The organism is Streptomyces sp. NPDC001822 (assembly GCF_042892135.1).
Classification (GTDB): Bacteria; Actinomycetota; Actinomycetes; order Streptomycetales; family Streptomycetaceae; genus Streptomyces.
In genome coordinates, this window is the sequence record NZ_JBIATW010000002.1 from 588,116 (window position 1) to 602,591 (window position 14,476).

The window sequence follows — 14,476 nt, forward strand, 5'->3', positions numbered from 1 at the left end:
GGGTTTCCCTCCCATGGGACAACATGCCCATGTCAAAACCGGAGGAACTCCGGTGACGGACGCATCTGGAGGGGACCCCCACATGAACAAGCCTCTCGTCGGCGCACTTCTCTCCGTCCTGCTCCTCGGGGCGGGCGTCGCACCCGCGGCCGCGGCCACGGAACCCGGCACCACGGAAGTCCGCGCCAAGGCGGTCACCTTCGCCGGCACGGTCGCGCTCAGCAACTGCTCCGGCTCGGTCGTCCGGGCGCCCTCGTCGCAGCCGGGCGACCCCGCCCTCGTGCTCTCCAACGGCCACTGCCTGGAGACCGGCTTCCCCGCACCCGGCCAGGTCCTGCTCAACCGGTCCTCGACCCGCAGCTTCACCCTGCTGAACGCCGCGGGCAGCGGCGTCGGCACCCTGCGGGCGTCCAAGATCGCGTACGGGACGATGACGGACACCGACGTCTCGCTCTACCAGCTGACCCGCACCTACGCCCAGATCGAGAACTCCTACGGCATCAAGGCCCTGGAGCTCGACTCCGCGCACCCGGTGGCCGGCACCGCGATCACGGTCGCGTCGGGCTACTGGAAGCGCACCTACAGCTGCGCCGTCGACGGGTTCGCGTACCGCCTCAAGGAGGGCGCCTGGACCTGGAAGGACTCGGTCCGCTACACCTCCGCCTGCCAGACCATCGGCGGCACGTCCGGGTCCCCGGTGATCGACAACGCGACCGGAAAGGTCGTCGCCGTCAACAACACCGGGAACGAGGACGGGCAGCGGTGCACGGACAACAACCCGTGCGAGGTCGACGAGAACGGCACCGTGACCGTCCGTCAGGGCATCAACTACGCCCAGCAGACCTACGGCATCGTCCCGTGCATCGGCACCGGCAGCCAGATCGATCTGAACCGCGCGGGCTGCGCCCTGCCCAGGCCTTGAGGACGGGCCGGCCGGTCAGACGGCCGGCCGGCCGCCGCCCCGCACCGCCCTGCCCGCAAGCACGGAGGTCCGCTTCCCGTCCTCGACGACGAAGCGCCCGTCGATGAGGACGTGCGGGACGCCCACGGGAAGCGTGCGCGGCTCCTCGAACGTCGACCCGGCCGCGACCGTGGCCGGGTCGAAGAGGACCAGGTCCGCGCGGTAGCCCTCGCGGACGTACCCGCGGTCGGGCAGGCGCAGGCGGGCGGCCGGCCTCGACGTCAGGTGCGCGACGCACTCCTCCAGCGAGAGGATGCCCAGCTCCCTGACGTACCGCCCGAGGTAGTGGGGGAACGTGCCGTAGGCGCGGGGGTGGGGCTTGTCGCCCTGGAGGATGCCGTCGCTGCCGCCGGTGTGGACCCGGTGGCGCATGATCTGCCGCACGTTCTCCTCGTGCCCGACGTGCTGGAGGATCGTGGTGCCGAGGCGGTCCTCGACGAGCAGCCGGCGGGCCGTCACCCAGGGCTCCTCGCCCCGCAGGCGCGCCGACTCGGCGACGGTGCGCCCGACGTACGCGGACAGGTCCGGGTTGCCGACACCGGAGATCTCTATGGTGTCCCACTCGATCGGGACCCCGTGGCAGCCGTCGGAGCCCACGGCCTCCATGTGGTGGCGGATCCGTCCGGCCGCCTCCTCGTCCGCGAGCCGGGTCATGACCGACGCGGGCCCGCCCTCGCTCGCCCAGCTGGGCAGCATCGCGACGAGCGTCGTGCAGCCCGGGGTGTACGGATAGGTGTCCAGCGAGATGTCCGCGCCCCCGGCGAGCGCGTCGTCCAGCAGGGCCAGCAGCTCGGGTGCCCTGCCCTCGTTCACGCCGAAGTTCATGGTCGCGTGGGCGAGGTGGAGGGCGCAGCCGGCGTCGCGGGTGAGCCGGACCATCTCCTCGTACGCCTGGAGGGCCCCCGCGCCGTAGGAGCGGTGGTGGGGGCAGTAGTAGCCGCCGTGCGCGGCCACCACCCGGCACAGCTCGGTGAGTTCGGCGTCCTTCGCGTACATCCCCGGGGTGTACGTCAGTCCCGAGGACATCCCGACCGCGCCCTCGGCCATGCCCTGGGCGACGAGCTCCTTCATGCGCGCCGTCTCGGCGTCCGTGGCGGGCCGGTCGTCCCAGCCGACCGCGAGCATCCGGACGGTGCCCTGGGGGATCAGGTAGGCGGCGTTGACGGCGATGCCCTGCCCGCCGAAGTTGCGGTCGAGCCGGTCCAGGTAGCCGCCGACGGTGCGCCAGTCGAAGTCGATGTCGCTGCCGTCGCCGTTCCAGCCGGCGATGGAGCGGCGCACCTCGGCGAGGGTGCGGTCGTCGGCGGGGGCGTAGGACAGGCCGTCCTGGCCGAGGACTTCGAGGGTGACGCCCTGGGCGGCCTTCGCGCTGTGGTCCGGGTCGCGCAGCAGCGCGAGGTCGCTGTGCGCGTGCATGTCGATGAAGCCGGGGGACAGTGCGAGGCCGTCCGCCTCCACGACACGGGGCGCGGCGGGGCGGGGGCCGTCGCCCTCGCGCCGGATCTCGGAGATCCGGCCGTCCGCGATGCCCACGTCGGCGCGGTAGGAGGGGGTACCGGTGCCGTCGACGACGCGGGCGTCGCGGATGACCAGGTCCATGGGATGTCGCCTTTCGGGAGGGGGAGCGGCTCCGCCGGGATCAGAAGAAGGTGCGGATGTAGTCCGTGACGGTGCCGTCCGCCTCGACCAGCGGGATGAGCTGCCACTTGTCGAAGGACGTGCAGGGGTGCGACAGGCCCAGCCCGACCCAGTCGCCGACCTCCAGCCCGGTTTCCGCGTCCGTCCGCACCCAGCCGTGCTGGTCGGAGAGCCCTGTCACGGTCACGCCCGTGGCGGGGCGCACCGAGCCGTCGCGCGCGGAGCGGACGACCTGCGCCTCGGGCAGGTCCAGGTCGTAAGCCGCGTCGCGCTTGCCCGCGTTGACGAAGGCCTGCTCGGGGCTGGGGCGGGAGACGACCTGTGCCCACAGCCGGAAGGCGGGCTGGAGCGCACCCTCCTCGGGGATCCGGTTGAAGGGGGTGACGTGGCGGTAGTGGCCGTCGTCGTGGCTGACGTAGGCGCCCGAGCGCAGCAGCTTCAGCACCGGCCTGGACAGTGCGGGCACAGCGGCGAAGACGTCGGCGACCGCGTCGAACCAGGCGCTGCCGCCCGCGCTGACGATGATCTCCTCGTCGTCCGCGAGGGCCGCGAAGCGCCCGGCCGCGTCGAGGTCCGCCGCGAGCGCGACGAGCCGGCCGAGCCAGGCACGCACGCGTTCGGGGGAGGCGTCCGGCACCTCGCCCTCGTAACCGGCGACGCCCACCAGCCGAAGGGCGGGCGCCGCCGCCACGGCGTCGGCCACCGCCGCGCAGTCCGCCTCCGTGCGGGCGCCGGTCCGGGCCCCCTCGCCCGCGCCCAGTTCCACCACCACGTCGACCCGGCGCACCGCGCCCGCCGCGCGCAGGGCCTCGTCCATCAGCTCGACGCCGCGCACGGAGTCGACGTAGCAGACGAAGGTGAAGCCGGGGTCGGCGTCCAGCTCGCCGGCCAGCCAGCGCAGGGCCGCCGCGTCGACGAGCTCGTTGGCCAGGAAGATCCGCCGGATGCCGTGGGCCCGGTAGACCCGTGCCTGGTGGGGGACCGCGGCGGTGATGCCCCAGGCGCCGTGCTCCAGCTGACGGGCGAACAGCTGCGGGGACATCGACGTCTTGCCGTGCGGCGCGAAGGCCAGCCCGTGCCGCTCCGCGTACGTCTCCAGGAGCGCGAGGTTCGCCTCCAGCGACTCCGCGGACAGCGCCAGCACGGGGGTGGTGAAGCCACCGGTGAAGAGGTTGCGGCGCTCGGCGGCCAGGGCGCCGACGGTCAGCCCCTCCGCGTCGGGCGGCAACGCCTTGAAGCGGTGGTCGACCACTTCACCGGCGAGTGCCGCCACCGACTGGTCAGCGGGCTGCAGTGCGGCCAAGGGATCCTCCTCGGAGACGAGCTCGTTGCATTGTCTGCAACGGCCATTGCGCATATCGCTTAACGCTGTCTAACATCCAGGCCGATGCCGGGTCAATGGTGAGTACCGGCGCCCCACGGCCGACCATGAGGAGACCGGAGTGTCCGGACACGCAGCCAGGACAGCCATCGCGGACGTCGTCTGCCTCGGCGAGTCCATGGTGACGTTCCTGCCCTCGCAGCCGGGCCGCCTCGCCGACGTCCCCGCCTTCGGCCGGGGCATCGGAGGGGCCGAGTCCAACGTCGCCTGCGCGCTCGCCGCGTCCGGCCACCGGGCGAAATGGGTCGGACGCGTCGGGGCGGACGGCTTCGGCGACCACCTCGTCGAGGCGATCGCCGCCTACGGTGTCGACACCACCGCCGTGCGCCGCGACCCGGACCGCCCCACCGGCGTCTACTTCCGCACCGCGACGGACCGGGCCACCGACACCCACGAGGTGGCGTACTACCGCGCCGGCTCGGCGGCCTCCGCGATGTCCCCGCAGAACGTGCCGTACGAGGACGTCCTCTCCGGCCGCGTCCTGCACCTGTCCGGCATCACCGCCGCCCTCTCCTCCGACTGCCTGGACCTCCTGAACGACCTGACCGCCCCGCGCGACGCCAGGCCTCTCGTCTCCTTCGACGTCAACCACCGGCCCGGCCTGTGGCGCGACGGCGGCGCGGGCCCGCGGGTGCTCCTCGGCCTCGCACGCCGCTGCGACCTCGTCTTCGTCGGCGAGGACGAGGCCGAGGAGGCGTGGGGAGTCATGGGCGCCGAGGCGATCCGCGCCGCTCTTCCCGAGCCCGGCGTCCTCGTCGTCAAGCGGGGCGCGGACGGCGTCACGGTGTTCGCGCGGACGGACGGCGGACCCGAGGGCGGCGAGCCGGACGCGGCCACCGGGGACACCGTCACCGACGTCCCCTCCCTGCGGGTCGACGTCGTCGCCGCCGTCGGCGCGGGCGACGCCTTCGCCGCCGGCTTCCTGTCCGCCACCCTGCGCGGCCTGCCCGTGCGGGAACGCGCCCGGCACGGCCACCTCATGGCCGCCGCCGTCCTCACCGTCCCCGGCGACCTCACCGCACCGCCGCCCCGCGCCCACGCCGACCGGCTCGCCGCCCTGGACGACGGCGCCTGGGGGACACTTCGTCTCGGCCCCGGCTGGACAGCAGCCGACGGGGCGAACGAGGAGGTACGAGTCACATGAGCCAGACCGTCGACCGCGCGCTCAGCATCCTGCCGCTGCTCGCCCAGGGCCCCGCCGACCTCGGCCAGGTCGCCGAGCGGCTCGGCGTCCACAAGTCCACGGCCTTGCGCCTGCTCCGCACGCTCCACGAGCACGGACTCGTCTACCGGCAGGACGACCAGCGCTACCGCCTCGGCGCCCGCCTCTTCGCCCTCGCGCAGGAAGCCGTGGAGAACCTCGACGTGCGCGAGATCGCCCACAGCCACCTCGTCGCGCTCAACGAGCAGTGCGGGCACACCGTCCACCTCGCCGTGTACGAGGAGAACGAGGTCCTCTACATCGACAAGGTGGAGAGCCGCTACCCCGTGCGGATGTACTCACGGATCGGCAAACCCGTCGCGATCACCGTCGCCGCGGTCGCCAAGCTGCTCCTCGCCGACCTCGCCGAGCCGGAGCGGCGCGTGATCGCCGAACGCCTCGACTACCCCATGTACACGTCCCGTTCGGTCCCGAACGCCGGCGCCTTCCTCAAGGAACTCGCCGTCGTACGCGACCAGGGATGGGCCACCGACCTCGGCGGCCACGAGGAGTCCATCAACTGCGTCGGCGCCCCCATCCGGGGCGCGGACGGCCGGGTCGTGGCCGCCATGTCGGTGTCCGCGCCGAACGTCGTCGTCACGGCCGAGGAACTCCTCACCCTGCTCCCGCTGGTGCGCCGCACCGCGGAAACCATCAGCCGGGAGTACTCCGGCGCCACCCCCACCAAGAAAGCCTGAACCGCCATGACCGAGAAGACCGCCCTCACCCCCAGCACCCACACCACGCCGCCCGCGAAGTTCTCGCACGGCGTGAAGAAGGGGAACATCCTCCAGGTCGCCGGTCAGGTCGGCTTCCTGCCCGCCGTGGAGGGCCAGGCCCCCACCCCGGCCGGTCCGACGCTGCGCGAGCAGACCCTGCAGACCTTCGCCAACGTCAAGGCGATCCTGGAGGAGGGCGGCGCGAGCTGGGACGACGTGATGATGATGCGTGTCTACCTCACGGACGTCGACCACTTCGCCGAGATGAACGCGATCTACAACGCGTACTTCGAGGAGCAGGGCCTCAAGGCCCCCGCCTCCGCACGCACGACGGTGTACGTCGGCCTGCCCAAGGGTCTGCTCATCGAGATCGACGCCCTCGCCGTCCTGGGCTGATCACCCTGTCCGCCGGCCCCCTTGCCGAACGGCGGACCCCCCGATCCCCAAGGCCCACCGCACCACGCAGCACGGCCCGGCGCCCCGTCACTTCCGTACGGGAACGCCGTGCCGCGCTCCCCCCTGCCCAGAAGGACCCCGTCACCAACGGAGTTGACCGTTCATGCTGCTCGCCGCGTCCCCCGCCCCCGCTCCCGAAGCGCCACCCCACACCGGTGGACTGCTGCTCCTGATCGGAGGCACCCCCGGTCTCCTGACCGTCGCCGCCCTCGGGATCGCCCTCCTGCTCCTCCTGATCATCAAGGTCCGGCTGCAGCCGTTCGTCGCGCTGCTCGCCGTGTCCATAGCCGTCGGCCTCGGTGCCGGTCTCTCCGTCACCGAACTCTTCGGCACGGTCCAGAAGTCCGCCGCCGTGTCCGTCATCGAGTCCGGCATGGGCGGCATCCTCGGGCACGTCGCGATCATCATCGGGCTCGGCACGATGCTCGGCGCCGTCCTGGAGGTCTCCGGTGGGGCGGAGGTGCTGAGCGCCCGCCTGCTGAACCTCTTCGGCGAGAAGCGCGCCCCGCTCGCCATGGGGCTCACCGGTCTCATCTTCGGCATCCCGGTCTTCTTCGACGTCGGTATCTTCGTCCTCGCGCCGATCGTCTACGCCGCCGCCAAGCGCTCCGGCAAGTCGATCGTCCTGTACGCGATGCCGCTGCTCGCGGGCCTCTCCATGACCCACGCGTTCCTGCCGCCGCACCCCGGACCGGTCGCCGCCGCAGGCCTGTTCAACGTCTCCCTCGGCTGGGTCATCCTGATGGGCGCCGTCGTCGGCATCCCGTCCGTCCTCGCCGCCTGGGTCTACGCCGCCTGGATCGGCAAGCGCCTCTACGTCGAGGTGCCGCAGGACATGGTCGAGGCCGCCGAGGAGTCCAAGGCCGCAGTCGTCGCCGAACAGCGGGCCGCCGGGGTCGTCCCGCAGGAACAGCCCGTCGCACTCGGCACCGTACTCGCGATCATCGGCACCCCGCTCGTGCTGATCCTCGCCGCGACCTTCTCCTCCATCGCGCTCGACCCCTCCACCCCGCGCTCCGTCATCGAGTTCTTCGGCAACCCCTTCGTCGCCCTGACGATCGCGCTGCTCCTCGCCTACTACTTGCTGGGCATCCGGCGCGGCTGGTCCCGCAAGTCCCTCGAAAGGGTCTCCACGGCCTCGCTGAAGCCGGTCGGCAACATCCTGCTGGTCGTCGGCGCGGGCGGCATCTTCGGCGCCGTGCTCAAGGCGAGCGGCATCGCCGACGCGCTCGCCGACACCTTCAACGACGTCGGCCTGCCGGTCATCCTGCTGGCCTGGCTGATCTCCGTCGTCCTGCGCGTCGCACAGGGATCGGCCACGGTCGCCATCGTCACCACCGCCGGCATCGTCGTCCCGCTCGTCGAGGGCCAGCACATGTCGCAGCCGCACCTCGCGCTGATCATCATGGCCATCTCGGCCGGCTCCATCTTCGCGTCGCACGTCAACGACGGCGGCTTCTGGATGGTGTCGAAGTACTTCGGGATCTCCGAGCGCGACACCCTGAAGTCCTGGACCGTGCTGGAGACGGTGCTCTCGGTCGCGGGCTTCGTCGTGGCGGCGGCGCTCAGCCTGGTCATCTGAGAGCCGTCCCGCAGTGCCCGGTGGGTGGCTCCGGACCCGAGCGACTCCCACCCGGAGCATGAAGGACGCACGATCGGCCGCCGCCTCGCACGAGGCGGCGGCCGGTCGTGTCCGGTGGCGATACCGCACAAGCCCTTGAACCGATCCGGGGCGGGACGAACCCTTCGCGGATCGGCAGGCCCGGGCGCCCCCGAACCGCCGGGGAGGCCCTGCCCTCACGCACCGACCGCCCCGGGATCAGACGATCTTGCAGGGTACGTAGGCGTGGCCCAGCCGGGCAGCCGCGGCCAAGCGGTGGTTCCCGTCCGAGATGGAGATGCCACGCGCACTCACCTGGATCTGGATCGGTGCGAGCGCGGCGCTGTTCCTCATGCCGGTGGCGGCGTCGTCCAGACGCTTCTCGACGAGCCCGCCCGCCACGGTGTCCGCACGGCCGCTGGCCTTCTGCAGCAGCGCGACACTCACCTCGACCAGCCGGCCCCGGCCCACCCCCGCGGTCTCGAAGTCCTGGAGACTGTCGATCCGTTCCTCGTGGAAGTCCTGGCCGTTGGCCCGGACGTGATAGCTGGTGGTCCGCTGCGGTGAGAAGTGGCCGCTCAGATTCGCCTGGGCCGCCTCCGCCCCGATCTCCCCCTGTACGAGGGCGTAGTAGGTCTTGAGGTCCTTGTCGGCCTTGATGTAGCCGAAGCTGCCGTCCTCGTCGAAGATCACACGCTCCTCGGAACCGGCGAGTCGGTAGATCCTCTCGCCGTGCTCGTCCGTCAGGGCCCTGTCCAGGACGAGCCGCAGCCCGGGGTGGTCCGGGTCCACGTGGGTGTGTTCACCCTCCTCCTCGGCAGGCTTGGCCCGGGGGCGCCGCTGCACGGTGGACTCGGCGGAGTGCGGGCTCCCGGCGTGGACCGGTTGGCCCTCCGCCGGGCCGTGGGCCGGGTGGCCCTCCGCCGGGCCGTGGACCGGGTGGCCCTCCGCCGAGCCGTGGGCCGGCGGGCGGGACAGCACACGCGACGCGTTCGCCTCGGCCTCACGCTCGAAGCGGTCCGAAGGATCACTGACCCGCAGGCCGTCCCCGTTGTCGGTGCCCGCGACGGGGCCGGTGCGCTGCTGGAGGACGTGGGTCAACTCGTGGGCGAGCGTGTGCTTGTCGCCTCCTTCGTCGCCCATCACGATGTGGCTGCCGGAGGTGTAGGCGCGGGCGCCGATCCCGGCGGCGGACTCCCGGGCGGCCGTGCCCGTGTGCAGACGGACGTCGGAGAAGTCAGCGCCGAACCGGGTCTCCATCTCGTCCCTGAGCGCTGCGCCCATCGGCTCGCCCCGGGACCGGAGCACGTCACGGACGGCGGAGCGCTGCACGGCGGGGGCGGCTTCCCCCCGGCCGTGCCGTTCCTCTTCCAGCATCCGGGTCACCGCGGCGTTGCCCATGGTCCGCTGCAGCGCGAGGAGTGCCGCGGGGACAACGGCCCGGGAGCCTGCCGGGAGGCGGGCGGGATCCGCAGCCCGGACAGCCCGGCCCTGCGGAATGCCGGCGGCAGGCTCTCTTCCAGGGGCATGAGCACGCACGGAGAAGGCTCCTTCGTCGTATCGGCGATCAGCCTTTCCAGGATGAGTGATCCCGGACGTCCGGCGAAGGTACGCCAGGGCAGAGTGCGGTGCCGCCGGGGCCACCTCGGCGAGCCGTGCCGGGCGTGGTGTCCCCGTACGTCGCCGCGGTGGCGGCGCCCGCGCCGGCGCCACCGCGGCGCCCGCCGGCCGGTCACACCGGCTTCGTGCAGAGCACCGTCTTCCCGTCGTTCACCTCGAACGTGTAGTAGTAGGCCCGGTCGTCACGGCTCTCCGCGCAGTAACCGGGCGGATAACTCGACTCCGCCCGCCAGCGGCCGGTGATCCGCAGGATCGTGTCGTAGCCCGTGGGCACCGTGTCCTCGGAGCAGCCCCACACCGTCATGAGCCGCCCGTCCCGCATGCCCGTCCCGTCGCGCTTGGCGACGAAGCACTCGCCCACCCGGAACTGCCGTGACACGCACAGCCGCGCGCCGAACCCGGCCCGGGAACCGGAGTGGTACCAGAAGGACCTGCCGGGACCGGTGGGACAGGCGGAGGAGCTGAGCCCGTCCTGCGCGGACGTCACCAGGAGGTAGGCGTCCGCGGCGTCGCAGTCCACGCTCTTCGGGGCGTCCGCCGACCAGTCGCCGTAGCCGTCGTCGTAGGCGCTTAGGCAGTCCCCGGCCGAGACCGCGCGGAAGGCGGCATCCTGCGCGTCGGGCGTCGGAGCGGATGCCGGATCAGATGCGGGATCCGACAGGAGCGCGTCCCGGGAACTGCCCACCCCGGTCACCGTGTCGCTGCCGGCACTGCTCCCGTGACTCCCGCCGCCTCCGCTTCCCGAGGAGTCGTCGGACTTCGTGTTCTGCCAGACGAAGAAGGCGATGACGGCGAGGACCAGCAGGACGACGACGGTCGACGACGAGGACTTCTTCGGCGCGGGGACCGGCGTGCCGGGCGTCCGGCCGGGCGTCCGCGCGGAAGACCCGGCGGGCGTACGGCCGGTGGACGCCCGGGGCGCCCCGGCCGGCGCCGAGGGAGACCCGGCGGCCCGCTGCCGGGCGGCCGCTTCCCGGGCGGCCTGCCTCCCGGCGCGCTCGCGGGCCCTCTGCTCCGCAGCCTCCCTGTCCCGGCGTCGGGCCTTCTCCTGTTCCCGCGCCTCTGCCTCCTGCCGGAGCCGCTGCCCGTCCCGCTCCTCCTCGCGCAGCCGCTCGCGCTCGGCCTCCGCCGCCCGGGCCTTCTCCCGCTCGGCCCGTTCCGCAGCTGCCGCCTGTTCCCGCCGGGCACGCTCGCGCTCCTGCGTGTACATCACCGTCGGCCCCGGGGGAGGGACCATGCCCGTGGGACGGTCGGAGGCGGAGGCGTCCGGGCCCGTGTCACCGGGGCCGGCGCCCCGCGCGAACTCCTGCCCCTGACGCTCGTACGCGGTGATCAGGGCCGTCCAGCGCGGAGGCAGCCAGCGGCTCCCGCCCTGCGCCACCGGCAGGCCCGCCAGCGACTGCCGGAAGCGGGCCAGCATCTCGGCCGGTACGGGCCGCTGCCTCGGATCGGCGGCCAGACAGGGACGGATCAGCGTCGCCAGTTCCTTCGGCAGGCCGTCGAGGTCGAGCTCGCCCCGCTGCACCCTCGCCAGCAGACCGAGGGTGTCGCTGTCCGCACGGTACGGAGGCCTGCCGAGCGCCAGGTGGAACAGCGTCGCCCCGAGCGAGTACACATCCGAGGCCTCGGTCGAGGGCTCCCCGCGCGCCTGCTCGGGCGAGGTGAAGGCGATGGTACCCAGGGTGAGACTCGTACGGGTCAGGTCGTTGGCGTGTGAGATGCCGAAGTCGATGACACGGGGGCCGGGCAACGGCAGAAGGATGTTCTGCGGCTTCACATCCCGGTGGATGATGCCCTCGCGGTGCAGGGTGACCAGGGCCTCGGCCGTGCCGGCCGCGAGCCACCGCACCGCGGAGGCGGGGAGCACCCCGGCGGTGCGGACCAGTTCGGACAGGGACGGCGCGGCGATGTAGTCGATCGCCATCCACGGCCTGTCCGCACCCGGGTCCGCCTCCCGCACGCGCGCCGTGAACGCGCTGTCGATGCGCTGCGCGAGCTCGACCTCGCGGGTGAACCGCCGCCGGTCGACGTCGCTGACGACCCCCTCGGCGAGCAGCGTCTTCACGGCGGCCAGTTGCCCGTCGGCGCTCCGGGCGAGGTAGATGCGCCCCATGCCGCCGGAAGCCAGCCTGCCGATCATCGCGTATCTGCCGAGCGTCGCCGGATCTCCGCTCCCCAGCGGATCAACTCGCGCGCCTGCCATGTCACTTACCCCGTCCAGCGCCCTACGGTCGAGCGCGACAAGCGTCCCACGGGGGCGGGGGGAGTGCACCGATATCTCCTGTCACGGAACATCCACAGCTGTCCCGGACCGGAGGGGGCCCGGCGGGGGTACGACGTGCCCTCTTGTGCGAAGCGGAACTTTGCGCTTCGTTGACCGGCATGGCGGAGACAAGCGGAACCACAGAGACCGGGGAGCTGGACTCCCGTCCGCGTACATCCAGTTGGAAATACATCGGCCCGGGAATCGTCGTCGCGGCGACGGGTGTGGGGGCCGGGGACCTGGTCGCGACGCTCGTCGCGGGGAGCAAGTTCGGCTACACCCTCATGTGGGCCGCCGTCATCGGCTGCCTCGTCAAGATCTCCCTCGCCGAGGCGGTGGGCCGCTGGCACCTCGCGACGGGCCGGACCCTCTTCGACGGCTGGCGCACCCTCGGCGGCTGGACCACCGGTTACTTCGCGGTGTACGTCCTCGTGTGGGGTTTCGTCTACGGCGCGACGGCCATGTCGTCGAGCGCCCTGCCCATCGTGGCGCTCTTCCCCGGCGGGCCCGGCCTGAAGACCTGGGCGATCCTCACCGGACTGGTCGGCCTGGTCTTCGTGTGGTTCAACCGGTACGCCGTCTTCGAGAAGGCCATGACGGTCCTGATCGGCGTGATGTTCGTCGTCGTGGTGTACGTCGCGATCCGGGTGGTCCCGGACGTGGGCGCCTCCCTCGCGGGACTCGTCCCCGTGCTCCCGGACGGCTCGCTGATCTACACGCTCGGGCTGATCGGCGGCGTCGGCGGCACGATCACGATGGCGGCGTACGGCTACTGGGTGAACGCGAAGGGCTGGAACGACTCCTCCTGGATGCGGGTCATGCGGCTCGACAACCGGGCCGCCTACCTCACCACCGGTGTCTTCGTCGTCGCGATGCTGATCGTCGGCGCCGAACTGCTGCACTCCTCGCAGATCGCCCTGACGCAGGGCGACCGGGGGCTGATCGACCTCGGCGTGATCCTGGAGGACCGCTTCGGACCCACGACCGCGAAACTCTTCCTCGTCGGCTTCTTCGCCACCTCGTTCTCCTCCCTCATCGGGGTGTGGCACGGGGTGAGCCTGATGTTCGCCGACTTCGTGGAGCGGCTGCGGGCGGGCCGCGCAGGGGGACCCGCCGGGGACTCCGCCGGGGATTCCGCCGGGCAGGAGAGGGCGGGCAGCGAGACCGTCGGTCGCCAGGAGCGGTCCGCGCCCTTCCGCGCGTACCTGCTCTGGCTGACCTTCCCGCCGATGACCCTGCTGTGGCTGGACGAGCCGTTCGGCCTCGTCATCGGGTACGGCGTACTCGGCGCCTTCTTCATGCCGTTCCTGGCCCTCACCCTGCTGTGGCTGCTCAACTCCGAACGCACACCGCGCGAATGGCGCAACGGATGGCTCAGCAACGGCATGCTGAGCGCGGCCGGACTGCTGTTCGTCGTGCTGTGCGTCCAACAGGTGCGCGATCTGCCCTGGTGACAGCCCTGACCCCGCCCCGGGCCGAGCTGCCGGGGGCCCGGACGGGGAGGGTAGTTCGGCCGGCGTACTGGAACGACCGCCATACGTCGGGAACGGGGGGAGCGCATGGCGCTCAGTGAGAAGTGGGAAGCACTGACGGGACCCGGTACCGGCGACGCCGGTACCGGGATGACGCCGGCCTCCGCCGCACCACCCGGCGGTGGCGGGCCCGAGGAACAAGCGGACCTCAAGGTGATGCACGGGCCGTGGACCACTGCTTCCGGTGTGGCGGGTGAACTGCACGCCACCTCGGCTTCGGCGCTCACCGAACTGGCCACCGCGTCGGAGGGCGCCTGCGCGGGCACGGAGGGACTTACCGCCACCACCGTGCTGAGCGAGGTCCTCACGTCCTGGCAGAAGCGGCTCACCTCCGTACGAACGTGCCCGCCGGCGAGTCGTTCGGTGCCCACCGGATGGACGTCGATACGAGCGGGCACAGCGACTACTGGAACCGCGACTCCCGGAGTCTGAAGAACCAGGCACTTGTCGTGACCGGAAACTACTCCCGCGTGGAGGACGATCAGTGACCCCCGGCACCCCCACGAGGCTCCGCCGTATCGCGGGCACGTTCACCTCCACCCTTCTTCTGGCATTCGTTTCGACAGGATGTGCGCAAGGCATGGATGACCTCGGTTACACGCCCACGACCCTCGGCATCGAGGACGCGCGCAAGAAGACGGTGGGCGTCTCCAGTGAGATCTTCGACATGATCGGTATCAAGGGAGGTGAGACCACCGAGACCGGTGCGGGAGTGTCTCCCTGCGCGGAGGACCCCGATCATCTCTTCTCCTCCCGGCATCCGTGGGGGCTCTACGGGGTGTCCCCGGCGGAGCTGGAGAAGGGCTTCGCGCGACTCAAGGAGAGCCTGCCGAAGAAGGGCTGGAAGATCGTCGAGTACGGTCCGAACAACAGCCCCAACAAAAATCTGGAACTGACCGCCGACTCCACGAAGGACCACTACGCGGTGAACGCGGAGCTGCGTGTCACCGGAGATCCCGGCAAGGACCGGCCGTCGATCCAGGTGCGCGTCGTCTCCGGCTGCTTCCGCGCCCCCGAGGGCACGGACCTCAACGGGATCTACTGACACCGACATGACGCAGCAGCGCCGCCGGGGGAGCGGCGGCGCTGCTGGTTCGGAGGACGG

12 protein-coding genes are annotated in these 14,476 nt (G+C 71.8%); 8 read left to right on the plus strand and 4 right to left on the minus strand.

What is annotated here, in order from left to right; translation table 11 throughout:
• Positions 1–82: 82 nt before the first annotated feature.
• Entirely contained in the window at positions 83–922 is an 840-nt protein-coding gene (locus ACFYY2_RS07080) for a serine protease (RefSeq protein ID WP_388738038.1), read from the plus strand.
• Positions 923–937: 15 nt separating this feature from the next.
• Here the strand turns inward: ACFYY2_RS07080 and ACFYY2_RS07085 are convergent, their stop codons facing one another.
• A complete protein-coding gene (locus ACFYY2_RS07085; protein ID WP_388738041.1) occupies positions 938–2,560 on the minus strand; it encodes an amidohydrolase family protein in 1,623 nt (540 codons plus the stop codon).
• Between the two features lie 40 nt (positions 2,561–2,600).
• The gene (locus ACFYY2_RS07090; RefSeq protein WP_388738044.1) at positions 2,601–3,902 is read right to left on the minus strand and encodes an alanine racemase; all 1,302 of its coding nucleotides are present in this window, start codon (positions 3,900–3,902) and stop codon (positions 2,601–2,603) included.
• A gap of 139 nt (positions 3,903–4,041) precedes the next feature.
• Between ACFYY2_RS07090 and ACFYY2_RS07095 the strand changes: the two genes are divergently transcribed.
• The 4 genes from ACFYY2_RS07095 to ACFYY2_RS07110 all read left to right on the plus strand — a co-directional run bounded on the left by ACFYY2_RS07095 (position 4,042) and on the right by ACFYY2_RS07110 (position 7,938).
• On the plus strand, positions 4,042–5,124 hold the full coding sequence (locus ACFYY2_RS07095) for a sugar kinase (RefSeq protein ID WP_388738046.1): 1,083 nt from the start codon (positions 4,042–4,044) through the stop codon (positions 5,122–5,124).
• Entirely contained in the window at positions 5,121–5,879 is a 759-nt protein-coding gene (locus tag ACFYY2_RS07100) for an IclR family transcriptional regulator (protein ID WP_388738049.1), read from the plus strand. The genes ACFYY2_RS07095 and ACFYY2_RS07100 overlap by 4 nt, the downstream gene beginning before the upstream one ends.
• 6 nt (positions 5,880–5,885) lie before the next feature.
• Positions 5,886–6,296, plus strand: coding sequence for a RidA family protein (locus ACFYY2_RS07105; protein WP_327115238.1), 411 nt, complete (start codon positions 5,886–5,888; stop codon positions 6,294–6,296).
• 163 nt (positions 6,297–6,459) lie between these two features.
• Positions 6,460–7,938, plus strand: a complete 1,479-nt coding sequence (locus ACFYY2_RS07110) for a GntP family permease (RefSeq protein ID WP_388738053.1) — start codon at positions 6,460–6,462, stop codon at positions 7,936–7,938.
• Positions 7,939–8,175: 237 nt separating this feature from the next.
• On the opposite strand, the gene ACFYY2_RS07115 is transcribed toward ACFYY2_RS07110, so the two are convergent.
• Both ACFYY2_RS07115 and ACFYY2_RS07120 read right to left on the minus strand, forming a co-directional pair.
• Complete coding sequence (locus ACFYY2_RS07115; RefSeq protein WP_388738056.1) at positions 8,176–9,495, minus strand: DUF4157 domain-containing protein; 1,320 nt, start codon at positions 9,493–9,495, stop codon at positions 8,176–8,178.
• A 193-nt stretch (positions 9,496–9,688) separates the two neighbouring features.
• Complete coding sequence (locus ACFYY2_RS07120; RefSeq protein ID WP_388738059.1) at positions 9,689–11,779, minus strand: protein kinase; 2,091 nt, start codon at positions 11,777–11,779, stop codon at positions 9,689–9,691.
• Positions 11,780–11,958: 179 nt separating this feature from the next.
• Between ACFYY2_RS07120 and ACFYY2_RS07125 the strand changes: the two genes are divergently transcribed.
• The 3 genes from ACFYY2_RS07125 to ACFYY2_RS07135 all read left to right on the plus strand — a co-directional run bounded on the left by ACFYY2_RS07125 (position 11,959) and on the right by ACFYY2_RS07135 (position 14,416).
• Complete coding sequence (locus ACFYY2_RS07125; protein WP_388738061.1) at positions 11,959–13,293, plus strand: Nramp family divalent metal transporter; 1,335 nt, start codon at positions 11,959–11,961, stop codon at positions 13,291–13,293.
• Between the two features lie 105 nt (positions 13,294–13,398).
• On the plus strand, positions 13,399–13,803 hold the full coding sequence (locus ACFYY2_RS07130) for a hypothetical protein (RefSeq protein WP_388738063.1): 405 nt from the start codon (positions 13,399–13,401) through the stop codon (positions 13,801–13,803).
• Positions 13,804–13,951: 148 nt separating this feature from the next.
• Positions 13,952–14,416: a hypothetical protein gene (locus ACFYY2_RS07135; protein WP_388738065.1), complete on the plus strand. Its 465-nt coding sequence runs from the start codon at positions 13,952–13,954 to the stop codon at positions 14,414–14,416.
• Positions 14,417–14,476: the final 60 nt, after the last annotated feature.